This window comes from Arthrobacter sp. ISL-28 (genome assembly GCF_018613875.1).
Taxonomy (GTDB): domain Bacteria; phylum Actinomycetota; class Actinomycetes; order Actinomycetales; family Micrococcaceae; genus Arthrobacter.
In genome coordinates this window covers 113553-135435 of sequence record NZ_JAGGPJ010000003.1, presented here as the reverse complement: position 1 = coordinate 135435, position 21883 = coordinate 113553, and the positions used below count along the sequence as shown (strand labels likewise).

Annotated in this window: 24 protein-coding genes and 2 pseudogenes; 15 read left to right on the top strand and 11 right to left on the bottom strand. The window is 63.3% G+C overall.

Features of this window, described 5'->3' with window-relative positions:
• Positions 1–144 precede the first annotated feature (144 nt).
• The 4 genes and pseudogenes from J7E80_RS02300 to J7E80_RS02285 form a co-directional block, all read left to right on the top strand.
• Complete coding sequence (locus J7E80_RS02300; protein WP_215049862.1) at positions 145–1431, top strand: MFS transporter; 1287 nt, start codon at positions 145–147, stop codon at positions 1429–1431.
• Entirely contained in the window at positions 1391–1768 is a 378-nt protein-coding gene (locus J7E80_RS02295; RefSeq protein ID WP_215049861.1) for a helix-turn-helix transcriptional regulator, read from the top strand. The genes J7E80_RS02300 and J7E80_RS02295 overlap by 41 nt, the downstream gene beginning before the upstream one ends.
• Positions 1769–1873: 105 nt before the next feature.
• Complete coding sequence (locus J7E80_RS02290) at positions 1874–2254, top strand: TfoX/Sxy family protein (RefSeq protein ID WP_215049860.1); 381 nt, start codon at positions 1874–1876, stop codon at positions 2252–2254.
• A 45-nt stretch (positions 2255–2299) separates the two neighbouring features.
• Positions 2300–3513, top strand: a pseudogene (locus J7E80_RS02285) (alkaline phosphatase D family protein); the annotation flags it as partial.
• Positions 3514–3612: 99 nt separating this feature from the next.
• On the opposite strand, the gene J7E80_RS02280 reads toward J7E80_RS02285, so the two are convergent.
• The gene (locus J7E80_RS02280) at positions 3613–4350 is read right to left on the bottom strand and encodes a hypothetical protein (RefSeq protein WP_215049859.1); all 738 of its coding nucleotides are present in this window, start codon (positions 4348–4350) and stop codon (positions 3613–3615) included.
• A gap of 213 nt (positions 4351–4563) precedes the next feature.
• Here J7E80_RS02280 and J7E80_RS02275 point away from each other — a divergent pair, with 213 nt between their 5' ends.
• Both J7E80_RS02275 and J7E80_RS02270 read left to right on the top strand, forming a co-directional pair.
• Positions 4564–4731, top strand: a complete 168-nt coding sequence (locus J7E80_RS02275; RefSeq protein WP_251036333.1) for a prevent-host-death protein antitoxin of TAS system — start codon at positions 4564–4566, stop codon at positions 4729–4731.
• Positions 4728–5126, top strand: a complete 399-nt coding sequence (locus J7E80_RS02270) for a type II toxin-antitoxin system VapC family toxin (protein ID WP_215049858.1) — start codon at positions 4728–4730, stop codon at positions 5124–5126. Before J7E80_RS02275 ends, J7E80_RS02270 begins: the two co-directional genes overlap by 4 nt.
• Positions 5127–5362: 236 nt before the next feature.
• Here J7E80_RS02270 and J7E80_RS02265 read toward each other — a convergent pair whose 3' ends face one another.
• Positions 5363–5518 carry a hypothetical protein gene (locus J7E80_RS02265; RefSeq protein WP_215049857.1) on the bottom strand — a complete coding sequence of 52 codons (156 nt, stop codon included), beginning with the start codon at positions 5516–5518 and terminating at the stop codon, positions 5363–5365.
• The gene (locus J7E80_RS24185) at positions 5515–5640 is read right to left on the bottom strand and encodes a hypothetical protein (protein ID WP_285291782.1); all 126 of its coding nucleotides are present in this window, start codon (positions 5638–5640) and stop codon (positions 5515–5517) included. Before J7E80_RS24185 ends, J7E80_RS02265 begins: the two co-directional genes overlap by 4 nt.
• 215 nt (positions 5641–5855) lie before the next feature.
• Between J7E80_RS24185 and J7E80_RS02260 the strand changes: the two genes are divergently transcribed.
• From J7E80_RS02260 to J7E80_RS02245, 5 genes and pseudogenes are all read left to right on the top strand, one after another.
• Positions 5856–6230, top strand: coding sequence for a PH domain-containing protein (locus J7E80_RS02260; RefSeq protein ID WP_285291781.1), 375 nt, complete (start codon positions 5856–5858; stop codon positions 6228–6230).
• Between the two features lie 234 nt (positions 6231–6464).
• Positions 6465–6617: pseudogene (locus tag J7E80_RS24545) on the top strand (DUF4236 domain-containing protein); the annotation flags it as partial.
• Positions 6618–6782: 165 nt separating this feature from the next.
• Positions 6783–7490 carry a lipopolysaccharide assembly protein LapB gene (locus tag J7E80_RS02255; RefSeq protein WP_251036332.1) on the top strand — a complete coding sequence of 236 codons (708 nt, stop codon included), beginning with the start codon at positions 6783–6785 and terminating at the stop codon, positions 7488–7490.
• Between the two features lie 590 nt (positions 7491–8080).
• Entirely contained in the window at positions 8081–8569 is a 489-nt protein-coding gene (locus tag J7E80_RS02250; RefSeq protein ID WP_396020718.1) for a hypothetical protein, read from the top strand.
• 239 nt (positions 8570–8808) lie between these two features.
• A complete protein-coding gene (locus J7E80_RS02245) occupies positions 8809–9591 on the top strand; it encodes a GntR family transcriptional regulator (RefSeq protein ID WP_215049855.1) in 783 nt (260 codons plus the stop codon).
• A gap of 22 nt (positions 9592–9613) precedes the next feature.
• On the opposite strand, the gene J7E80_RS02240 is transcribed toward J7E80_RS02245, so the two are convergent.
• Together J7E80_RS02240 and J7E80_RS02235 are read right to left on the bottom strand one after the other, a co-directional pair.
• On the bottom strand, positions 9614–10201 hold the full coding sequence (locus J7E80_RS02240; protein ID WP_215049854.1) for a hypothetical protein: 588 nt from the start codon (positions 10199–10201) through the stop codon (positions 9614–9616).
• Between the two features lie 51 nt (positions 10202–10252).
• Positions 10253–11245 (bottom strand): patatin-like phospholipase family protein, encoded by a 993-nt coding sequence (locus J7E80_RS02235; protein ID WP_215049853.1) that lies wholly within the window; start codon positions 11243–11245, stop codon positions 10253–10255.
• Positions 11246–11470: 225 nt separating this feature from the next.
• Between J7E80_RS02235 and J7E80_RS02230 the strand changes: the two genes are divergently transcribed.
• The gene (locus tag J7E80_RS02230; RefSeq protein ID WP_251036331.1) at positions 11471–11653 is read left to right on the top strand and encodes a hypothetical protein; all 183 of its coding nucleotides are present in this window, start codon (positions 11471–11473) and stop codon (positions 11651–11653) included.
• Positions 11654–11779: 126 nt separating this feature from the next.
• Here the strand turns inward: J7E80_RS02230 and J7E80_RS02225 are convergent, their stop codons facing one another.
• Both J7E80_RS02225 and J7E80_RS23620 read right to left on the bottom strand, forming a co-directional pair.
• The gene (locus tag J7E80_RS02225; protein WP_215049852.1) at positions 11780–13024 is read right to left on the bottom strand and encodes a S8 family peptidase; all 1245 of its coding nucleotides are present in this window, start codon (positions 13022–13024) and stop codon (positions 11780–11782) included.
• Between the two features lie 99 nt (positions 13025–13123).
• Positions 13124–13636 carry a TetR/AcrR family transcriptional regulator gene (locus J7E80_RS23620; protein ID WP_311380747.1) on the bottom strand — a complete coding sequence of 171 codons (513 nt, stop codon included), beginning with the start codon at positions 13634–13636 and terminating at the stop codon, positions 13124–13126.
• Between the two features lie 150 nt (positions 13637–13786).
• On the opposite strand from J7E80_RS23620, the gene J7E80_RS02215 reads away from it, so the two are divergent.
• Positions 13787–15208: an MFS transporter gene (locus J7E80_RS02215; protein ID WP_251036330.1), complete on the top strand. Its 1422-nt coding sequence runs from the start codon at positions 13787–13789 to the stop codon at positions 15206–15208.
• 244 nt (positions 15209–15452) lie between these two features.
• On the opposite strand, the gene J7E80_RS02210 is transcribed toward J7E80_RS02215, so the two are convergent.
• The gene (locus tag J7E80_RS02210) at positions 15453–16745 is read right to left on the bottom strand and encodes a S8 family serine peptidase (RefSeq protein WP_215049849.1); all 1293 of its coding nucleotides are present in this window, start codon (positions 16743–16745) and stop codon (positions 15453–15455) included.
• A gap of 123 nt (positions 16746–16868) precedes the next feature.
• Positions 16869–17021, bottom strand: a complete 153-nt coding sequence (locus tag J7E80_RS24540; RefSeq protein WP_396020717.1) for a hypothetical protein — start codon at positions 17019–17021, stop codon at positions 16869–16871.
• A gap of 486 nt (positions 17022–17507) precedes the next feature.
• Here J7E80_RS24540 and J7E80_RS02200 point away from each other — a divergent pair, with 486 nt between their 5' ends.
• Positions 17508–18293: an alpha/beta fold hydrolase gene (locus tag J7E80_RS02200; protein ID WP_215049848.1), complete on the top strand. Its 786-nt coding sequence runs from the start codon at positions 17508–17510 to the stop codon at positions 18291–18293.
• A 59-nt stretch (positions 18294–18352) separates the two neighbouring features.
• Here the strand turns inward: J7E80_RS02200 and J7E80_RS02195 are convergent, their stop codons facing one another.
• The gene (locus J7E80_RS02195) at positions 18353–18961 is read right to left on the bottom strand and encodes a TetR/AcrR family transcriptional regulator (protein ID WP_251036329.1); all 609 of its coding nucleotides are present in this window, start codon (positions 18959–18961) and stop codon (positions 18353–18355) included.
• 33 nt (positions 18962–18994) lie between these two features.
• On the opposite strand from J7E80_RS02195, the gene J7E80_RS02190 reads away from it, so the two are divergent.
• Positions 18995–20059, top strand: coding sequence for a DMT family transporter (locus J7E80_RS02190; protein WP_215049847.1), 1065 nt, complete (start codon positions 18995–18997; stop codon positions 20057–20059).
• A gap of 336 nt (positions 20060–20395) precedes the next feature.
• On the opposite strand, the gene J7E80_RS02185 is transcribed toward J7E80_RS02190, so the two are convergent.
• Complete coding sequence (locus J7E80_RS02185; protein ID WP_215049846.1) at positions 20396–21868, bottom strand: mannitol dehydrogenase family protein; 1473 nt, start codon at positions 21866–21868, stop codon at positions 20396–20398.
• Between the last annotated feature and the right edge of the window lie 15 nt (positions 21869–21883).

The following is a 21883-nucleotide window of genomic DNA, read 5'->3' as shown; positions in this document are numbered from 1 at the left end:
CCGAATGCAGCTGCGCCTGACGCCGGATAGGTGGCCACCGCAATGCCCGATTCCCACGTCTCTGGATTTCCTCGTCGTGATTTCCAGAACTCCCGGCTATTATATGTGCGTAGGGATGCACACATGCACTTAAGGGGTTGGCGGATGTTGGCTGTTTTCGGGGACAAGACCTATCGGCGGCTGTTCGCCGCGCAGGTTGTGGCGCTGATCGGCACCGGCCTGCTCACGGTCGCGCTGGGACTGCTGGCCTATGACCTGGCAGGGCCCAACGCCGGCGCCGTCTTGGGTACCGCATTGACGATCAAGATGCTCGCCTACGTCGGGCTGGCCCCGGTCATCAACGCACTTGTGGCACGCTGGCCCAAGAAGCGGGTACTGATCGGGGCGGACCTGATCCGCGCCGCCATGGCCCTGTCCCTGCCGTTCATTACCGACGTCTGGCAGATCTATGTAGTGATTTTCCTGCTGCAGGCCGCATCCGCGACCTTCACCCCGGCCTTCCAGTCACTCATTCCGTCCATCCTGACGGATGAGCGGGACTACACCAGGGCCCTGTCGCTGTCCCGGCTGGCCCATGACATGGAGGCCCTGGTCAGCCCGGTGATCGCTGCACTGCTGCTGACCCTGATCAGCTACAACAACCTCTTCATCGGCACCGTGGCGGGCTTCCTCTTCTCGGCACTCATGATCGCCATTACTGTCCTGCCGAGGGTCGAGACAGCGGCCGGGCCGGTGACGTCGCTGTGGCATCGGACCACGCTGGGTGCCAGGATTTTCTGGCGTAACCAGCGGTTGCGGTCCCTGCTGGCGCTGAACCTGGCCGTGGCAGCGCCAACGGCTTTGGTCTTGGTCAACACCGTCGTTTACGTCCGGGACGTCCTGCACCGCCCGGACACCGACCTTGCCCTGGCACTGGCCTGCTTCGGCGTCGGGTCCATGATCGTGGCGCTGACGGCGCCCCGGGTGCTGGACCGGTTCGGGGACCGGGCCGTGATGCTCACCGGCGCGGCCCTGATACCCCTCGGCCTGGCCGGCGCCACCACCCTGACCGTCCTCGGCGTCGGAAGTGCGGGCTGGGTGTGGCTGCTGGGTCTGTGGTTCCTACTCGGTGCCGGGAACTCCGCGATCCTCACCCCCTCGTCCCGGCTGCTGCGCGAGGCCTCAACCGAGGAAACCCGGCCCTACGTTTTTACGGCGCAGTTTTCCCTCTCCCACGCCTGCTACATCCTGACGTATCCGCTGGCCGGCTGGGTCGGCGCAGCCGCCGGGCTGGGCCGGGCCGCCGCCGCCTTGACGTTTATTGGGATGATAGGTGCTGCAGGTGCATTCGTGTCCTGGCCCCGGCACCCCGCCGCGGTACCCCTGGAGTCCGAGAGCGAGGAGCGCAGCGATGAGCAGCCAGCCCGAGCGAGCACCCAAAGCGACGCCTGAGAAGCCGTCCCTGGTTCACCCGGTCATCCCGGGCCCGGAGCTCCTGGACACAGCCGCCGCGACGCTCCGGATGCTGGCCGAACCCACACGTCTGCACCTGCTCTGGCAGCTCTCAGAAGGCCCGAAAACCGTCACCGAACTCACCGCCGCCGCCACTGTCCCCCGGACGGTGGTCAGCCAGCACCTGGCCAAGCTCCGGCTCAGCGGCCTCGTGGACACCCGCAAAGACGGCCGACATGTCATCTACTCCCTTCACGACGGGCACCTGGTCCGCCTCATCCGCGAAACCATCAACCACTCCGACCACCGGATCACCGGCGAACCGACCCACGACTAACCGAAGCGGATGTAGGCCGCATCCCTCGATCCCGCGGGTGAAACGCAATAGGCTTCACACACAGCGGCCCTGACTGGGCACCCACGCGACCCGGAAGAAGTAGCCATGCAGATGCCTAAACCGTCAGATGCAGACAAGGAACATTTCCGTTCTGTCATGCCCACCAATGCCGAGGTGACGGTGAAGCCGATGTTCGGAAACCTCGGTGCATTCGTCAACGGGAACATGTTTGCGGGCCTCTTCGGCTCCACCATCGGCGTCCGGCTTTCGGAGGCCGACAGGGCGGAACTGGAGGCGTCCGAGCGCACCGTGCCCTTTGGCCCGGAGGAGCGTCCGATGGGCGGCTATGTCGGTCTGCCGGAAATCTGGAATGCCGAAGGCGACGGCGATGAAGCCCGGGAAAAGGCCTGGGTGACGAAGGCCTACAACTACGTGGCCGGCCTGCCGCCCAAGGAGCCCAAGGCTTCCAAGCCGAGCAAGAAGTAGCCCGGCCGGCGGCGCGGCTCCCTTGCCCCGGCTGCCACGCGCCGTCGTCGTGCCCTGGATCCGACCGCCGAAGATGGCTTGGGCGGTATGCCGTCGCGCAGTGTCCCGGTTGCCTGGGAGGTCGCCGAGGATGCCGGCATGCGCACAGTGGTGGCCCGCGGCGTCGAAGAGGCCCGTATCGAAAACGCCCACTCCGTGCACGTGGAGCTCAAGGGCCTCAAGCCCGGACGTGAATACTTCTACCGCTTCCGCAGCGGGCGGCACATCAGCGCTGTCGGGCGGACTCTCACCAGCCCGGCGCCGCACGAGACGCCGGCCGCACTCGCCATGGCCTTCGCCAGCTGCTCACAGTACGAGCACGGCTACTTCACCGCCTACACGCGCCCGGCCCAGGACCCCCGGATCTCGTGCTGCACCTGGGCGACTATCTGTACGAATACAAGAAGGGCAGCGATCCGGCCCAGATGAACGACACCACGGAACGTTTCCGGCAGCGCCGGGCCGCGGCCTTCAAGGCCTACTACGAGAACATGCCGCTGCGGAAGTCCTCCGTCCCGGCCGGCTTCGACATGAAGATCTACCGCACCATCCAGTGGGGCCAGCTGGCCAACTTCCACATGATGGACACCCGCCAGTACCTCGACGACCAGCTCGCCGGGGACGGCTGGAGGAAGAACGTTACCGAGCGACTGGCTGAGGACCGCAGCATCACGGGCGCGGAGCAGGAGAAGTGGCTGCTGGAGGGCTTCCGGAACTCCGCGCAGCGCTGGGACATTCTGGGCCAGCAGGTCTTCTTCGCCGAACGGGACCGCAACCAGGCTTGCGAGATCGACGACGTGTCCATGGACGGCTGGGACGGCTACGCCGCGTCCCGCCGCCGCATCACCGAAGGCTGGGTGGACGCGAACGTGCGCAACGCCGTCGTGCTCACCGGTGACGTGCACCGGAACTGGGCCAACGACGTCAAGGTTGACTACAAGGATCCGGCGTCGCCGGTTGTCGGCTCCGAGCTGGTCTGCACATCCATCACATCCACGGGCAACGGCTCCGGTTCCACCAGCGATCCGGTCATGGCGTGGAATCCGCACCTGAAGTTCTACAACGACTCGCGCGGCTATGTGAACACCCGGATCACCAAGGATGCCTTGCAGGCTGACTTCCGGGTGCTCGATTACGTCACGACGCCGGGCTCCCCCGTCAGCACGAAGGCCTCCTTCCAGATCCAGGACGGTGTTCCGGGGCTGAAGGCGCGGGCGTAGGGTCCCCAGCGAAGCGCCCGGCCGGGATTCCCGGCCGAGCGTTTGCCGTGTCTGGTGGAGGAGCAGGTGCTCACGGCAGGCGGATCTGCTGTTGGAAGGCTAGGGCTGGACAACATTCACGAGTTCTGACCGGCTGCCTGTCTGCAGGTCTTCGGTAAGGACCAGCGCACCGACCTCGGGGCAGTGATATTTGTGCTCCCGTGCATTCTTTTCCAGTGGCGTCCAGTCGTAGACCTTGACGCAGCCGGTGTACGTGCCGGATTTCGTGGTGACGGTCTCGCCCGTAGCGACGGTGTCCCGTATGTCTTCCGCATGACCAACGTAAAATTCCTGCTTATAGGAATCGCCGACGCGCTGCTCGGCCTTCATCCAGATTCCGGCTTTTGCCCCGTCTTTTCCATGAATAAAGCTGCCCGAATGGTTCATCAACATCCCATTCCAGTAGTTTTTTACATCCTCGCCGAAGTACCACACATCGCCGTTCTTGTGTTGCGCCAAGTAATCCCGGGTTTCCTCCACGAGCTGCCCGTTCTTAAATTCCTTATCTAGATAGACGACCGTCTCAACGCCCTCTATGGTCTTGGTCTCCCGCAGGATTTCGATTTCAATCCTCTCGGTGACTCGTCCCTGCTCGGTGGTCTCGTAGGTCAGTTTTTTGCCGACAGGGAGGGCGAAGTACTTATTCGTTATCTTGGTCGTGAAATCTGCAGGGTTGACCTGCGGGTTGTACTCAGAGGCCCTGCTCCTTTTGGTGTTGTCGAAGATAAAAAGCGTCGCCCCGCCAACCACCAGCAGCACGGCGATGAGAGCAAAGAATATTTTGGTTCGTTGATTCATGACCTTTCCCACTCCTTCTGAGTAGAAATTCCTGTAGGGGGTCAGAGCACCGTTGCTTGCCCATGGCCATAGGAGAAAGGTAGTGCAGACCGGCCTGAAGCTGAACACCCTCAAGGAACGACGACGGCGAACGTACGTCACCGCAACCAGAGCAGCAAGATCCTCGAGCGTGTCAAGAATGGGGAAACGATCGACGTCACCAATAACGGCGAGGTGACAGCCACTTTGATCCCGCCTGCTGTCTCCCCTTTCGAGCGGCTGCTCCGCTCGGGAAGCCTGCGACGGGCAGCCTCCGGACCGGTCGATTTCCGGATCCTGCCGCGCGTGAAAAGTGATGCCGACAGCGCAGCGATTCTGTCCGACCTGCGCGGCGACCGTTGATCATCTACGTAGACACATCAGCTGCGCTCAAACTGGTCGTCGAGGAAACCGAGTCCACCGCTGTGGCCGAGTACCTCTCGACAGCGGCGCATGAAGCCAACCACTTGGTCGCCTCCATGCTCTTGCATACCGAGCTCCATTGCGCGGGAAAGCGCCGCGATCTGCCGGCCCAATTGATCAATACGGTTCTGGCCGGGATCAACCTGGTGGATCTGGCCCGTTCGGACCTCCTGTATGCCCCCGCCATGCCAGGCAAGCTGCACAGCGCCGACGCCATCCATCTGGCCACCGCTATCCGCCTGCAGACGGACGTCTTGGTTGCCTACGACGTCGAACTGGTCACTGCAGCGACCGATGCCCGGTTAAAGGCGCTGTCACCGGGCGGGCCGCGGTAATCGCAAGCTTGTGTTGGACCCGTCACGGCAAAGTGACGAGATCCGTGCGGGATCCGAAACATACCACTTAACCCCGCGGAAGGCGCGCAGATCCCCTGCCCCGGCCAACAGGCAAGATTCGAACGACGACGGCGGACGTACGTCACGCTCGATGCTCCAGTCAGCGCCGGCGAGCGCCAGCCGCTTCCGTAGTTGACGGTTGAGCCCGTCGAACCCAAGCCCGCTGGTTGCCAGATTCAGTCGCCGTTGTAACGGGCAAGTGCTTCTTTGTAGACAGCGGCAGTTTCGTGGTCGCCCCTATCGGTGTATTTGGCGATGATGTTCGCCAGGTCGCGTTGGATCACCCAAAGCGCGTCATGCGGTTCACGAGCACGGGGAACGTAATCGTTCATGATTTCCCACCCCCTTGCGCCTCTTCACGCTCCAGCAGATACCGGAGAAATGCCGCCTGGTTGTCGATTTCCCGCTGTTTGCGCGGGGAAACCCAGTCGAGCAATTCTTGGTCGTCAGCCATGATGTTCACTCCTTCCAAGTTATGAATTGATGCTCGCCCCGTTCAGGCAAGATCGGCGAAAGTTTCAGTCAAGATAGGCGAAGGTCTTGTCGGCGGCAGCTTTAGTGGACGGTCAGATAAACCCGCCACGAGACACGCCAAGGCGCGGAGGCACGGAGAGATGTCGACCGCTTGAGACACTGAGGGCTGGACCCGACCCAATCAAAGGAGCAGCCTTGGAGGCAGCAGCAGTAAGCACGTGGATGTTCGTCGATGAATGTCCGATCCCCAATGACGTTGAAGAGCTTATGCTCCCGGGCGAGCAGCCCGTGGCCGCGTATAAGACATTCCGGGACAGCGCCATTTTTACGACCAAGCGGATGATCGTCCGGGATGCCCAGGGCCTGACTGGCAAGAAGGTGGAGGTGTACTCGTTGCCCTACTCCGCCATTAACATGTGGTCCTCGGAGAACGCTGGAAAATTTGATCTTGACGCCGAGCTGGAGATGTGGACTCGGGCGGGGCACATCAAGATCAAGGTGGGGAAGAAGGTGGACGTGCGGCGTCTAGACATGTTGATCGCGCATTCGGTCCTTGGTAGCCAGCAATAACCGTCGGATCCTCTCATGGTGCTCTCAGTTCGATTAGGCATGTCAATCTCGTAGAGCTTCGCACATGAAATATTGCACCTCGGGCAAATCGTCGTCCGAATGGTGAATGAGCTTGTCCAAACCCAAGTGGCCCACACATCGAGACCCTGATTTCTAGCATTTCGATACTTGGGCAGTGATACTGAAGAAATCCGCTGGTCAGCGGGCAAGCGGCCACACAAACGGGGGAAAGACATGGGTTTCAGGGTTCGCAAGTCATTCAAGATTGCACCGGGGATACGGATGACGGTAACGCCAAAGAGTGTCGGTATCAGCGCCGGGGTTCGGGGAGCAAGGATCTCCGCAAATTCCTCCGGACGTGTGACACGCACTCTGGGGATTCCCGGTTCAGGGGTTTCACACGTGAAGACCCTTTCTACTGGTTCCACGAGACGGGGCCCATCCGCAGCTGCTGCCCGCCCCGCAGCGACCGCGACACACGAACCCCAAGCTCCTAGGCCAGCAACTCCAGGTTTGTTCGCGCCCAAATGGGAGAAGGAACTTCACCGTGCATTGATTGCACGCCCTGATGCCAACGAGTTGCCACGGATCGGAACAGAATTCGAGCAGGCGCGTCCAATTGCAGCCCTCTTTGAGGCGACACTCACGGCATTGCCCAGGGGCGACCGGCCGCGGGCTCTTGACCTGTTGAGCTGGCTTTTCGATACCGGCTATGAGCCGGAGTCGGATGAGTTCGTCCGGAAGTATCTGCCCGCTGCCACCTTCAACCTGCCCATTGCGGAGGGAATTGACGTGATGCTTCCCTTGGACCGCGACTTCATCGGGCTCCTGCTGGCCGAAATCCATCAGGAACAGGGAAATCTCCCGTCAGCCGTCGACGTCATTGAGCGGCTCGAGCCGAGCACAGTTTCCGCAGTTTCCTTGGCTGAGCTCTACGCGGCTCAAAGCCGATGGGATGAGGTAGTCGAACTCACTGAGGGCCTTAAGAACGACGATGCTGCCGCCACGTACCTCCTCATCCAGCGCGGCATCGCTTTCCGCGAGCAGGGCTTCCCGGATGCTGCCCGCGAGGCCTTCAAGGAAGCGTTGCGTGTGCGGTCCCGTCCCACAGAACTCCGGCAGCGTGCACTGATCGAGCGGGGCCTGACCTACCTGAGCGAGGGGAAGCGAGCGATGGCACGAAAGGACTTCGAAAAGGTTCTGGCCGAGAACAGTAATTATCCGGGGCTCCGGGAGCACCTCGCCAACTTCGAAGCCTGAACCAGGCAGTGGCGCCGGCGTAGCGTGGCCTAGCAATCAGGAACGTCGCAACTGCTCTGGCGTAAATACACTGAATGGCCGTTGGTCGCAATCGACTTAGTGTTTCCCGCCGCCTACTCGGCCAAGTCACAGATTTGCCTAGAGCTGAAGTTCCGCGGCATTGTCAATGACTAATTTTGTCATGTGGAAAAGTCTGTTTCTGACTGAATCTAGAATGCTACGCTCGCGATGCTATTCGCATCAACAGCTGCTTTATGGGGGCACAAATGAATATATCTTTTCGCCGCAACGACGCGCGAAATAAGGATCACAGGATGAGTCCAATGGCGGGCGACGTCCTGGGCCGTCTGCGAACCGCCAATCGCCCAATGATGAGCGTGACGATAACGTGCGCCGTTATTTTCTCCATCGCCGCGTGCGCAGGGCCACCAGCCGCTTCATTGTCGCAAACGACCAGTTCAGCATCGGCGGCTCCGACGACCACTCCTACTGCTCCGGCGACGACCTCGTGCGTTACGGAGAACGCGACTGAAGAGTACCCGCCGACCGTTTTCGTCTGCACGAAATCCGATGCAGGGGAACTGGTTTGGATGGAAGAGTCTGCCTCGAAGAACCTCACTGATGCGCGGGCGGCGACCGCGGCACTTGCTGCAAAAGCTGCTGCTGAAAAGGCCGCTGCGGACAAGGCGAAGCGGGAAGCGGCGGCAAAGGCCGCTGCGGACAAGGCGGCGCAGGAAGCGGCGGCAAAGGCCGCCGCGGACAAGGCGGCGCAGGAAGCGGCGGCAAAAGCCGCACAAGAAAAGGCCGCCGCAGACGCCGCGCGCCAACAGGCCGCTGCAGAGGCGGCAGCCGAGGCAGAGGCAGCAGCCAAGGTCCCGGCGCCGGTGCAGCCAGTAGCCCCGGCTGCACCTTCGGGATGCGACCCCAATTATGCCGGCGTATGCGTTCCGATCGCATCAGACGTGGACTGCGCCGGTGGAAGCGGAAATGGTCCCGCTTACGTTAGGGGACCTGTATCCGTGACCGGATCTGACATCTATGGCCTTGACCGCGACGGTGATGGCGTCGGGTGCGAATAGGTCGTACCGCCTATGCAGCGTCCGTGGCCTACGCCTCGACCTGCCAGCACGATCTGAAATCCTGCTGGCGTGGGGAGTTCTTCATTCAAAGCCACTCGCGCAAAGCCACTCGCGTTCCCTGCGGTCGTAGCCTCTGAGCGCCTGGTGGTGTTCAGAGGCTACGACGCTTGCCCGTTGTCCAACAAACGCGTAGCACTTGTTAGGCTGGAATTCCCGAAGACCAGTAAGCGAGGCATAACGTGCACGAGGACGCCACCAGGTTCCTGTCCCAGCCGGTGGAGGCTCAGCCCGGCTCGCCGCTCCGGGTTGCCGTCTACTCCCGGATCGCCGAGGCCATCCGCAACAACCTGCTCACGCCCGGTTCGATGGTGCCCACCGAAACCGACCTCGGCACGGACATGAAGGTCAGCCGCACCGTCGTCCGTGAAGCCCTCATGCTGCTCGAGGAGGACGGTCTCATCAGGGCCCGCCGCGGCGTCGGCCGGTTCGTCTCCGACACCCTCCCCCGCATCGGCATCGAACGGATCCGCCCCTTCGAGGAAGTCCTCGGCGGCCCCGGACAGCACCTCGAAATCAAACGCGTCCTCAGGGAGCGGCAGCCCGCCTCAGAATTTGTCGCCCCCGGCCTGGGTGTCGAGCCCGGCGCCGAGTGCTGGCTCTGGGAATCCGTCCTGATCCGCGACGGCGAAGCCATCGCCCACCTGCAGGAAAACATCTCGGCCAGGCCGATCAGTATCGGCAAGGCCTCCCCCGCGGCTTTGGAGATCGAAGACGACGGCGGCACCACGCTGCTCGCAGCCCTCAACTCCCGCTTCGGCCGGGTAATGGGACCCGGCGAATGCCAGATCAGCCTGAGCCAGGTGGGGCCCACCCGCGCCAAGCTGCTGGACCTGCGGGCCTCGGATCCGGTCCTCGTTCTGACGCAGTACGTCAAGTACGCGAGCCGGCCCTTCTACCTGGCGAAGTGCCTCATCGCGGCACGTGCTGGGCACCTATCCGTGATGCAGTCGCTCCAGTCTTGAACCGTACGTTCAAGTGGAGCTTCTATCTCTCCGGTTCCAGCATCAGCGATAACCTCCATGCGTCACCCCTAGACTGCGACAGCCTGACCTGAGCATCAAAGTCATCGATCTTCCCTCTTGCTTCACAACTGATCTCACTGCTGTTCGTGTACTGCAGTTCGCAGTTTTCCTCATTGATAACAAGCTTTCCCTGCCACCCGCTGTCACGGAGAATCTGTTCCAAGTCTTCCCGCGTCATATTCTGCCCCTCGGGACCCGACCACTGCCGGTGCAGGGACGGGCAGGGGGCAGTTACAGCCCCGCAGGGAAGGAATGCTGTGGCTTGAACGATCCGCTCTGCCGTTCTTCCCTGCAGGGTTCCGAGCTTGAACCCCTCAGGAACTGCAACGTCGTCGGCTGCACGCAACATCTCATTGGTTCTAGCCGCCTCGAGAAAGCCGCTAGCAACTACGAATGCGGTAATCAGCAGCACCGTTGCACTGCTTAGGATCAAGGCGAGCCGACGCTTTTTCAGGCTATTGACGACAAGAGCAATAACGCCTACAACAATGGTGAACATGGCAGACACAAGGATCACTGGGAAGTTTACGGTGAAGGCGGGGTATTCCATGTTTGTCCTTCAAGGTGAGACGGCCTACCGGGTCGACGGGTTTCGTGGGCGTCAGCGCCAGAATTCGGTGAGCTGCTCGGCAAGGGCCCTGCCTTGGTTGTGGCCAACTCGAGCAGCGGGCGGACGCAGCGACAGATCCATCGCGTTGGCGCCGAACATGTGCTCGGAGCTGCCATCCGGGAAGATCGTTTCGACTCTGCTGCCGCATGCGCGTAGTTCGTCGACCTGGGTTGCGAGATGCATGCCCCAGTCCACCGGAGTCCGTGATCTGCCGCCGAATGGTGACAGCACCAGCACCCGTGCGTAACCGGCTGCCAGATCGGCATTCTCGGCGTTGGATCGGTAGCCGCCGTCGATGTATCGGCTGCCGCCGATACTGTAGGCGAAGCCACTAGCACAGCTGGCGGCCACGGCGTCCACCAGGTCGACCCCGCTGTGGCGGTCGAACACGACCGGTTCACCGGTATAGGCATTGACCGCCGTGATGAGCACCGTTCGTTCCGGCCAGCGCTGACTGGGCAGCCGCGCGGCGACGGTAGCGCGCCACCGCGATTGCCCGGAGCCGTCCGACGCCGCATCCATTTCGAGCGCCGCCGCACCCATTCTGCGGCGCATATCGGCCGCATCCTCAGCGGCGGCGATGATTCGGCTCGTTCTCTCCATATGATTCGCTGTCGGCCCAATGCGAACGTGTCCACCGTCGGATCCCACCGGAGCAGTCCGTGGCTGGGGTGCGGCGGAAAGGATGGCGGCAAGCAGTTCAGTCGGGGACGCGCTAGTGATCTGCGCCGCGGCCGTCGATCCGGCTGACGTGCCGATGATCAGATCAGCCTCGGTCACATCCAACCCGGCATCGAAGAGGCCGGCGATGACGCCGATCAGCCACGCGTTGCCTGTCGATCCGCCGCCACCGAGGACCAACGCTCGCTGACCCGCGGCGCGCGTCCGCTTTGTAACGTCGACCTGCGGCCGGTCCTGGTTGGACCTCGGCGGACCGGCGGCCGTCGAAATGGAGTGCAGAGGTGAAGTAGGGGTCGTGTTCATGGGAGTCGCCTTTCGCGAATGGCCTGTCGGGCGCTCCCGGTGGCGACTACCTCAGCCGCGCGATCGTGAACTGCAAGGGAGCACCCAGTGTGGATACTGCATCAATGGGTCTCACCTCCTGCCGATGGATCGCGATCACTGAAACGCTAGCACGCCGCGACGCGATGCGTCATCGGGGTCATGCCGGTTGCACTGTGGCTGCCGCACGCTACACCCTCATCTGTGATGAGCTGGAAAAACATCACCGCCGGGCCGCTCCTTGTCGGCAAACGCCGCCCCGCACCGCTAGAAATGAACGACGACGGCGGCACCACGCTGCTCGCCGCCCTCAACTCCCGCTTCGGCCGGGTTCTGGGCCCAGGCGAATGCCAGATCGGGCTGAGCCAGGTCGGCCCCAGCCGTGCCTAGGCCGACTCGTCCGGCTGAGCTTAGGCGGCCCTCCCCCGCATAACCGGCCCGGGGCCCGGCCGTTCATGCGGGCGCGGGCCGGTCATGCGGTGCAGGCCTGGCTTTTCGGGCCCTGAGCTGGTGAAGCTAAGGGTCACAAGCTACCGCATCGCATGCGTTCACGCGGCCATGCTTCCAGTAAGTGCCAGTGCCATCAATCTGGTCGGCGGTTAATTCGACGTTTGCACGCACTGATGTGTGCGTGGCGCCGGATGAGCTCCAGGCAAGTGCGGCAACGCCGGCGACGATGGCTGAGGACATTGACGTACCGTTGCCGACGTCATACCCCATGGAGCGGTTGTTCTGCGTCCCGAGGACAAACGGGTGGTTCGGGAAGGTCGAATAGACGTTGAATCCGGGCGCTGCGATATCCACCCAGCTGGCTCCATACGTTGAGAACGATGCTTTGGCGTCGTTGTTGTCGGTAGCGGCGACGGCGATGACATTCGGGTATGCGCCGGGGTAGATCTTGGTTTGGTTACCGCCGTTGCCTGCTGCGGCAACGAGCACCACACCCTGGCTCCAGGCGTTGTTGACGGCAGTCTCGAGGGTGCGGGACGCCCGCACTCCGATGCTCATGTTGATCACTTTGGCACCATTGCTGACAGCCCAGTTGATCCCGTTTGCAACGCTCGATGTAGATCCAACACCGCTGTCGTTCAGAACCTTGCCAGCCAGAATCGTGCAATCCGGGCACACACCGGCCACCCCAGAGGTATTGTGACTGGCGGCAACGATACCGGCAACATGGGTGCCGTGGCCGTAATTGTCTTCATTTGTTGCCGCACCACTGAAGTTGGCGCGGGCAACAACCTTCGGGTTGATGTCGGGGTTGTCGGTTGCGACACCCGAATCGAGGACAGCAACTCTGATGTCTCTCCCGGTAGCGAAGCTCCAGGCGTCGACGGCGTCCACATCAGCGTCCGCTGTGCCCCCGGCCACTTTGATTGTGCCGGCAGTGTTCGTGAATGACTGGCCATCGTTCTGCAGTGCGTACTGGCGGGGGAAATATGTGTCATCCGTAGCGGCGGTAACGATCTCGTCCGGCTCAGCATACTCGACGGCCGGGTTGCGGTTCAGGGTGTCGATGAGTTGGGATTCCTTGCCGGCCGGAACATTGACCAGTTGGGCGCCGGTGCTGCCGATGGTTGCGCCGTCCCCGAGGCCCTGCTGGCGCAGGACGCCGGCGGCCGCGCCACCGTCGCGGAACTTGACGATGATCTGACCCGTGATGTGTGACGGTTCGGGCGCTCCGGTACCTGGGGCGGCGAAGGTGAGTGCGCCAAACCCCATGATTGCTGCAGTGAATCCGGCCATGAGGAGTTTTTTCATAGGGTCATCTTGCCCCTACCTGCAGCGGCTGGGTAGGGGCAAAGGCCGCAAAGGCGTCGGCGCGGGACCCGCAGACCTCGAACGCGTCCTCTGAACCCGTCAGGGAGCGAGCAGTCCGTCAGCGACGATCTCAAGCATCGATGCCACTGCGTCGGCGGGAAGCTCGCTGTTGTCTGCGACTGCAGCCATCCCGCCAACAAGCCGACTGATTTGCATTGCCTCGACGCCGGGACGCAGGGCCGAGTCCAACGCGTCAATCACGCGCTGATTCGCGTTGAGGTAAGTCGTGCATTTCGCCGCGAACGGGGAGCCGGGGTCGCCCAGCGCAGCAGTGATCCGCGCGGCTGCACCCTTGTGTTCTGTCAGCATCGCCGCGTAGTCCGTCAGCCACGTCAACAGTTGCTCCCGCGCCGATGCATCGGGCGAAAGCGCTCTGTCGACTGCCTCATTGACCTTCTCCGCCCAGGCCTCAAGGACCGCGTCATACAGGGACTCTTTGGTCGGGAAGTGCCGGTACAGCGTGCCGGCGCCCACCTCGGCCCCTTTGGCAACCTCGTCCATCGAAACGGCGTCGAAGCCTTTGGCACGGAAGAACGCACGTGCAACCTCCACGATCCGATCGCGATTGCGTTGAGCGTCAGCGCGCACAGAAACACCTTTCAAAGCATGGTTGCCAAACGGAGAGCGTCTCCGTATAGTTCTAACCGGAGCATCTCTCCTCTTAGTGTACGTCAGCCCTTCGGCTAGAACAGGACACCTCCCATGACAACCACAACCGCCACACGCGGGCCCGCCAGGATCGCCCGGAGAAGCGGTAATCCGCGCGGCCGCGCCGGCAGCATCGGCCTCTGGCTGGTCATGCTTGCCCAACTCATGCTTGTCCTCGACGCGACCGTCGTCAACGTCGCACTCCCCCGCATCGCCACCGACCTCCATTTCGACCGCGCCCAGCTCAGCTGGGTCTTGAACGGCTACGCCGTTGCCTTCGGCGGCCTCTTGCTGCTCGGCGGACGGATCGGAGACGTCTTCGGCCGTCGCCGCACGTTCTTGGTGGGCGTCGCCGTCTTCACGGTCTTCTCGCTGCTCGGCGGCCTGGCCACCTCACCCCTTCTCCTCGTCATCGCGCGGGCACTCCAAGGCCTCGGTGCCGCGTTCGCCGCCCCGAGCGTGCTCGCCCTCATCACTACGAGCGCACGGGACGACGGCGCACGGAACCGAGCGCTTGCATTGTTCTCCGCCGTCGCCTCGATGGGCGGCGCGCTCGGGCTCATTCTTGGCGGCCTGCTCACCGACATGGCCAACTGGCGGTGGACCCTCTTCATCAATGTGCCGATCGGCGTCGTCGTCCTCGTTGCCGTGCCGCGCCTCGTCGCCGAAACTCCCCGGAGACCCGGGCGCTTCGACATTCTCGGAGCAGTGACCGCAACGGGCGGCGCCGTCGCCATTGTGTGGGCTCTCATCCAGGCGGGCGACGACGGCTGGTCCAGTCCCCGCACGATCGGAGGACTCGTGGTCGGCGCAGCGCTGATCACCGTGCTCGCCTTTACCGAGCGGAGAGTGGCCCACCCCTTGCTCCGCCCGCAGCTGCTCCGCAGCCCGAGCCGAGTGGCGGCGCTGGCGGCGATGGCGGCCACCTATGGCGGGATGCTGGCGATGTTCTTTCTCATGGTCCAGTACCTTGAAAACGATCTGCACCTCACGCCAGTGATGACGGGGCTGGCGTTCCTGCCGATGCCCCTGAGTATTTTCGCGATGTCGCGGATCGTCCCGCGGCTGGTCGATCGCTTCGGGGCCGTCCGCCTCGTCATCGTCGGCACGGCCCTTCGCGTCGTCGCCTTCCTGCCGCTCACGCAACTGAGCCCGAACACCCCCTTCGTGATCGTCATGGTTGCCCTGCTGTTTACGGGAATCTCAGCCGGCATGACGTTCATGCCGCTCACGACGCTCGCTCTTCGCAACGTCGAACCCGAGCACGCAGGGTCCGCCTCTGGGCTTTTCCAGACAATGCAGCAACTTGGCGGCGCCGTCGGACTGGCCATCGTGGCTTCGACCTATGCGGCCTTCGCCACCCCCGGCGACTTCCTGACCGGCGGACGGGCCGGGTTCTGGTCGGCGACCATCCTCTCCACCCTCGCGCTGGCCGCCGTCGTCGGGCTCGTCATCAAACCGCGGAAAGTGGGATGAGGCACCCGTTCGCTGGACGCCGGCAGCGGGCGCCGGGCTACTCCGGGTAGTCCTCCGCCGGCCGGGTCACCCTCGGCAGCGGTTCCCCCTCCCCTTTTGGAGCTCGACGACGACGGCGGCACCACGCCCTTCTACCTTGCCAAATGCCTCATCCCGGACCGGGCGGGGGCATCTCCCAAAGATGCAGTCCCTCCAGACGTAGGTTCTTTGCAAAAATACTCCGCCACTTTTCACTGGCTGAGTATCAGGGCACCGGACACTTACCATCGACAGCCTTGCATGCGTTCACGCGGCCGTGCGCCCAGAAGGTGCCGGTGCCAGAAATAACATCGGCGGTTGATTCGACTTTCGCGCGGACTGATGTGTTTGCGGTGCCGGCAGGCGAGCTCCAGACAAGCGCGGCAACGCCGGCGACAATAGGTGAGGCCATTGAGGTGCCGCTGGCAATGTCATAACTCGTGGACCGGCCGTTCTGCGTACCAAGGACGAAGGGGTGGTTCGGGAACGTCGAGTAGACACTCACACCCGGCGCTGCGAGATCCACCCACTTGCCGTAGGTTGAGAAGGATGCTTTGTTGTCTTTGTTGTCGGTTGCAGCCACGGAAATAACGTTGGTGTACGCACCCGGGTAGATCTTGGCCTGGGTACCGGCGTTGCCGGCTGCGGCAACGATCACCACCCCTTGGTTCCACGCACTATTGACGGCAGTTTCGAGGGTGCGTGAAGAGACGCGCTGTCCGAGGCTCATGTTGATCACCTTGGCACCATTGCTGACGGCCCAGTCGATGCCCTTTGCAATGGCCGATGTAGCGCCGGATCCGTTGTCGTTAAGCACTTTGGCGTCCAGGATGGTGCATTCCGGGCACACACCGGCGACACCGGTGGAGTTGTGGGCGGCGGCAACGATACCGGCAACGTGGGTGCCGTGGCCGTAATTGTCTTCACCGGTTGCCGTACCACTGAAGTTGGCGCGTGCAACAACCTTTGGTGTGATGTCGGGGTTGTCGCTTGCGACACCTGAATCGATGATGGCAACCTTGATGCCGCTTCCTCCGGTGACGTTCCACGCTTCGACGGCGTCCCACGCTTCGACGGCGTCGATGTCAGCGTCCGGTTCGCCCCCGGCCACAGTGAGCGTGTTGGCGGTGTTGGAAAATGATTGACCCACGTTGTGCAGAGCGTATTGGCGTTCGAAGTAAGTGTCAGTTGTAGCGGCGGTAACCAGCTCGTCCGGCTCGGCGTATTCAACCGCGCGGTTCCGGCTCAATGCCTCGGTGAGTTGAAGCTCTTTGCCGGCCGGTACTTTGATGAGGAGGGCACCGGTGCTGCCGATACCGGGGCCCTCCCTGAGGCCATGCTGCCGGAGGACGCCGGCCGCCGCGTCCTTGTCGCGGAATTTCACCATGATTTGCCCCGCGATGTGTGATGACTGGGCCGCCGCGTTGCTCGTGGTCACTGCGTTGCTTGGGGCTGCCAAGGTGATTGCGCCACAGGCCATGACTACCGCCGCGAAGCTAGCTATAACGATTCTTTTCATGAGAGGTATGTTGCTTCAATCTGCACTGGCTAGATAGTGCCTGTCGGTAAATTACACGGCGGTTGTCCCCCATGACGCGTTACGATACCGGGCACTCACAAAGGCTCCCGTCGCTGGGCGTACTCAGGCCGGTGACGTGGCCGCGGAGGCGAGCGCCGCCGTCGTGCTTTCCGCGTCACCAAACGAAAGCAGGGTCTCCACCAGGTGCGGCGCGAAGTCGCCGTCGAGCTCCAGCACCACCCGGCAGCGGGCGCCGGGCTGCTCCGGATAGTCCATGTACCGTCCGCGGAGATCGCAGATGGTCTGGCCGCGGCCGGGACCGCCGGTGGTGTCGTGTCGACCGTCACCACCGGGGCGACCGCGGCGCCGACGCCGCCCACCGCGAGGGCCGCGGCGAGGGGGTCGTGCATCGCGGAGCAGGCCCGGCCGAACGGGCTCTCGTAGAAGCGGAAGTAATAGCCGAGCATGTCGCCGAGCGCCTGCGGGACCGGACGTCCCGCGGCCAGCAGTTCCTGCCGGTGGCTTTCCTCCAGCACGTATGTTTCAGGGACTCTCCGTACAGGAGGCCGTAGAAATCGGTGCAGCCCATGGCGCATTGGCCATGACTACCCCGGGCGACAATTCCATGGCGACCCTGCAAGAAGTCCTGGTGCAGCCCAGGGTCACGGCTCATCCACACACCGATAGGCAGGCCTGCCGAGCAACCCAAGGGTCCTCGCCGCGGGGCTGTTAGGGAGAGCTGACCGGGCGTATGGTTCGTTCATGGATCGGATTCGGGCCATCCTTCTCCCCGGGAGCGTGCTTCCCGCGCAGCCGGCGTACGGCGCTCTGACTGCGGCACTGGGGTCCGACTTCGACGCTGTTGCCAAGGACCTGGAACTCTACGCGGGCGACGTGCTGCCGCAAGGCTGGAGCCTGGACACGGAGATCGACGGCGTGCTGCGCGAAGCCGATGCCCGGGGGTGGGAGACGTTCCATCTTGCTGGCTATTCGGGTGGCGGCGCGGCGGCGCTGGCTTTCGCCGCCAAGCATCCGGACCGGCTGCTGAGCCTGGCGCTGTTGGAGCCGGCCTGGGCAGGGAACTGGGACTGGAGCCCGGCGCACACTGAGCTGTGGAAGGCCTATGAGCGGTTGGAGGACCTGCCGCCTGAGCAGTTCATGCCCGCCTTCATGAGGCTGGGAGTGAAGCCCGACGTCGTCCTTCCGCCACCGCCGCCGGGTCCCCCGCCGCCGTGGATGGCCAAGCGGCCCGCGGGTATCAGGGCGTTCCTGCGGACCTTCAAGAGCTACGACCTGGACCGGGCGCGTTTGGCAGCCTTTCGCCAACCGGTGTTCTTCGCCCTCGGCGGCCTGAGCAACCCGGACGACTACGGCGAGATTGCCAGCCGGCTGTCCAGGGTCTTCTTCCCGGACTTCCGCCTGGAGGTGTTCCCCAAGCGGCACCACTTCGACCCGCCACACCGGATCGAGCCCGAGCGGCTTGCTGAGCTGCTGCGTGCGCACTGGGCGCGGGCGGAACGCGAGAGTGCGGCATCCGCTGGCTCCTGACTTTGCAGCCAGTTGGGCGACGCGCGTCCGCCCTGACATGGCGCTAAGACGCCAGGAGACTAGCTGGTGGCGAGCAGTCGCGCTGCTGCGTCTCGCCCTACCGCGAAGGGCTGCGGGAAGGTACCCATTCCCATTGTCACGAGCCCGCCCTCGTACAGAAGCATCAACGAGTCGGCTGTCTGGGCAGGATCAGCAACGGACGCTTCCCTGCACAGCTGCTCAAGTAGGTCTCTCAACCATTTCTTTTGGCGGATGGCTTCCGCCGCGATGGGGTTCTCCGGGTCATCCGTCTCGGCCCGCGCGTTGATCGCGCAACACCCTTTGTCGCTGTTGTCGATGGCCCACCGCCCGGAGATGTCGAAGATCGCGAGGATCCGCTCGGTGCCGCCTGCAGATACCTGCGCGAGTTCTTTTTCGAGGTATTCGCGCCACCGGGCGTCCCGCCGTCGGAGGTAGGCCACCGCCAGCGCCTCTTTCGAACCGAACTGGTCGTACAGGGTTTTCTTGGTTACGCCGGCCGCCGCGGCGATCGTGTCCACCCCTACCGCGTGGATTCCCTCACGATAGAACAGCTCGGACGCGGCGAGCAGAACCCGTTCCGCTCCCTTCGTGTACTTGGGCAGCTCATTCGTGTCTCTGTGCATCACCTCACGGCGATCTTTCATCATGCATCTACTATACCGTTCTGTATACTAATTAGCATGAGTAAACAGAACGGTATACCTCAGCGCATTGTCCTGATCGGAGCTTCCGTCGCGTTCGTTCTCAGTTGGAGTTCTGGTTTTCTCGTAGCCAAGATCGGCACCGCTGGCGCCCCGGCGCTTACGGTCGTCTTCTGGAGATTCCTCATTGTCGTGGTGATCCTGGCACTCGCCGTCGCCGGAACCGCCCTCCGAGTCAACATCACCCATCGTCGGGCGGCTGGCATCGGTTCGAAAAGCCGGCCCGGGAGACCCTCCGGCGGCTCAGTCCTTCCGCGCGCGGACCTGCCCGGCTGGCGCGACATCCGCCCCCATCTCGTCATCGGATTCTTCGCCCAATTCGGCTACGTCGTGCCTATCTACCTGGCCATCGCCGCCGGCGTCTCGTCGGGGACCACCGCGCTCATCGATGCCATCCAGCCCCTTGTCATCGCCACCCTCGTGGGACCGCTCCTTGGGCTCCGCGTGCGTGCACTCCAATGGCTCGGCCTCGTGTTCGGCGCCAGTGGCGTCGCCCTGATCGTAGCTTCAGACGCATCCGCAGTTGCGTCTCCAGGCCCCGCCTATCTGCTCCCGCTCGTCGCCCTCGCGAGCCTCGTCACGGCCACATTCCTGGAGCGCCGCACCTCGGCACGCCTCGGTGTCTTTGCCACCCTGTCCACGCATGCCGCCGTGACTCTCGTCGCGGTCGCCCTGCTCGGGTCTCTCGCCGGAACCCTAGCGCCACCGGCCACCCCTGACTTCTGGATCTCCACCCTGGTGATCGCGATCGTCCCCACCCTCATCGCCTACGCCCTGTACTGGTTCCTCCTCCGCCGGATCGGCATCACTACGCTCAATGCCCTCCTCTTCCTGGTCGCCCCGACCACAGCTGTAGCCGGGGCTTTCCTGTTCGCGGAACCGTTCACTCCCGCCACCCTCGCCGGCTTGATCCTCGGGTCCGCCGCCATCGCTCTGGTCCTGTGGCCCGAGCGTTCCTCGGCGCATTCCCCCTGCGCTTCTTCCGCCGGTTCGGTCGACGCCGATTTCCAGACAGGCGAAGCGGCCCCTTCACCAGCCCGGTGAAGAAGCCAGTCGTTGTGGACCTGGGCCGCTCGGACCTCATGTACGCGGCTGCGATGCCGGGAAGATGCGCAGCGCCGACGCCATGCATCTCTCAGCGGCCATCCGGTTGCAGGTGGGTGTACTGGTGCCTACGACGTTGAACTGCTGACGGCAACAACGGACGCAGGGCTGAGTTCCCTATCGCCCGGCAAATCGCCGTAACAAGTCCAGGCACCGCGGAAGACTCCGCCCAAAACTTTCCGGGCGGGCGCCGTCTGCCTGCTGCCAGATCCGGACGCCAAGCTGGGCCCGGCGACCGATGCGGTCAGCGGGCCCAGCAGAGGGTTTTAGACGGAGTCAGGACACCAGGCTCTGAAGGGTCTCCTTGGCACCGCGCTGGTGCAGGCTGGCCAGGGCGTTGGAGTAGGCGGTGACAAATCGTGCATTGTCTATTAGGTCCCCGAAGACTTCCCGGTTTGAGATGAACGAGAGCGGATCTTGCCGCTGGCGTGCGGCGGCGGCCATGAGGGGGACTTTGAGCCGGTCCACCACTTCAATCGGGTTGCCTTGCTCATCCGTTCCTTCGTCATACCGGGCCCAGCTAGCCACGATGGCCGCCGACCGCTGGATCTCTCCCCCGTTCTCGAGGTTGATGCGGACCACGGGCAGCAGCCACTTCGGGATCCGGTCCGAGCTCTCGGCACAGAGACGGGCCAGTGTGTCTCGGACATATTCGTTGGAGAAGCGCTCGATGAGGGTGCGTTTGTATGTCTCGAGGTCGATGCCGGGTACCGGCTGAAGCGTCGGGATTGCTTCCCTGTCCATGTAGTCGAGCAGGAACCCGGCGAACAACGGGTCCTGCGCCACCTCGTGGGCGTAACGGTAGCCAGCGAGGTAGCCGAAGTAGCACATGCCCTGGTGGCTCGCGTTGAGGAGCCGCAGCTTCATCAGCTCGTAAGGCTCCACGTCTTCCACGAGTTGCACGCCCGCCTTTTCGAAGGGCGGGCGTCCGAGGCTGAAGTGGTCCTCCAGTACCCACTGTTCAAAGGGCTCGCAGACCACAGGCCATCCGTCATCCACGCCGAATTCCTCCGCGATGGCCGTGCGATCTTCGTCGGCAGTGACGGGAGTGATCCGGTCCACCATGCTGTTGGGGAAGGGCACGTTCTCGCTGACCCAGGCGCCCAGAGCCGGGTCCTTAAGGGCGGCAAAAGCGGTGAACATCTTCCGGGCGACGTCGCCGTTGCCTTGGATGTTGTCGCAGGACATCACTGTGAAAGGCGCCAGGCCCCGTTCACGACGGCGGGACAGTGCCTCGGTGATGAGTCCGAAGGTAGTCCGCGGGGCGGCTCCCGGCTGGAGGTCGTGGACCACGTCGGGGTTTCCGGCGTCGAAGTCGCCGGTGACGTGGTGGAAGTTGTACCCGCCCTCGGTGACGGTCAGCGAAACGATCCGGACGGCGTCGGACGCCATCTTTTCAACGACGGCCTCCGGGTCGTCAGGTGCGAAAAGGTAATCGATGATCGAGCCGATGACCCGGCCTTCCCGTGTCCCGTCGGGGTTCTTCACCACAAGCGTGTACAGGCAGTCCTGCTTGTCCATGACCTGCTTCATCCGGGCATCCCCTGGCAGGACGCCCACTCCGCAGATGGCCCAGTCATGTGCGAGTCCGGCACTCATAAGCTGGTCCAGGTACATGGCCTGGTGGGCGCGGTGGAAGCCACCGACGCCGAAGTGGACGATTCCGGCCGTCAGGGCTGACCGGTCAAAGGACGGCTTGCCGAGGTTCTCCGGGAGTCCCGTCAGTGTCGAATTCGTGAGTGGTTGCATGGGTTTTTCCTTTCA

Coding starts and splice junctions, on each gene's coding strand:
- J7E80_RS02300 (WP_215049862.1), top strand. CDS start 145: ATGTTGGCTGTTTTCGGGGACAAGACCTATCGGCGGCTGTTCGCCGCG.
- J7E80_RS02295 (WP_215049861.1), top strand. CDS start 1,391: ATGAGCAGCCAGCCCGAGCGAGCACCCAAAGCGACGCCTGAGAAGCCG.
- J7E80_RS02290 (WP_215049860.1), top strand. CDS start 1,874: ATGCAGATGCCTAAACCGTCAGATGCAGACAAGGAACATTTCCGTTCT.
- J7E80_RS02280 (WP_215049859.1), bottom strand. CDS start 4,350: ATGAATCAACGAACCAAAATATTCTTTGCTCTCATCGCCGTGCTGCTG.
- J7E80_RS02265 (WP_215049857.1), bottom strand. CDS start 5,518: ATGAACGATTACGTTCCCCGTGCTCGTGAACCGCATGACGCGCTTTGG.
- J7E80_RS24185 (WP_285291782.1), bottom strand. CDS start 5,640: ATGGCTGACGACCAAGAATTGCTCGACTGGGTTTCCCCGCGCAAACAG.
- J7E80_RS02250 (WP_396020718.1), top strand. CDS start 8,081: ATGGAAGAGTCTGCCTCGAAGAACCTCACTGATGCGCGGGCGGCGACC.
- J7E80_RS02240 (WP_215049854.1), bottom strand. CDS start 10,201: ATGGAATACCCCGCCTTCACCGTAAACTTCCCAGTGATCCTTGTGTCT.
- J7E80_RS02235 (WP_215049853.1), bottom strand. CDS start 11,245: ATGAACACGACCCCTACTTCACCTCTGCACTCCATTTCGACGGCCGCC.
- J7E80_RS02230 (WP_251036331.1), top strand. CDS start 11,471: ATGAGCTGGAAAAACATCACCGCCGGGCCGCTCCTTGTCGGCAAACGC.
- J7E80_RS02225 (WP_215049852.1), bottom strand. CDS start 13,024: ATGAAAAAACTCCTCATGGCCGGATTCACTGCAGCAATCATGGGGTTT.
- J7E80_RS02215 (WP_251036330.1), top strand. CDS start 13,787: ATGACAACCACAACCGCCACACGCGGGCCCGCCAGGATCGCCCGGAGA.
- J7E80_RS02210 (WP_215049849.1), bottom strand. CDS start 16,745: ATGAAAAGAATCGTTATAGCTAGCTTCGCGGCGGTAGTCATGGCCTGT.
- J7E80_RS24540 (WP_396020717.1), bottom strand. CDS start 17,021: ATGGACTATCCGGAGCAGCCCGGCGCCCGCTGCCGGGTGGTGCTGGAG.
- J7E80_RS02200 (WP_215049848.1), top strand. CDS start 17,508: ATGGATCGGATTCGGGCCATCCTTCTCCCCGGGAGCGTGCTTCCCGCG.
- J7E80_RS02195 (WP_251036329.1), bottom strand. CDS start 18,961: ATGATGAAAGATCGCCGTGAGGTGATGCACAGAGACACGAATGAGCTG.
- J7E80_RS02190 (WP_215049847.1), top strand. CDS start 18,995: ATGAGTAAACAGAACGGTATACCTCAGCGCATTGTCCTGATCGGAGCT.
- J7E80_RS02185 (WP_215049846.1), bottom strand. CDS start 21,868: ATGCAACCACTCACGAATTCGACACTGACGGGACTCCCGGAGAACCTC.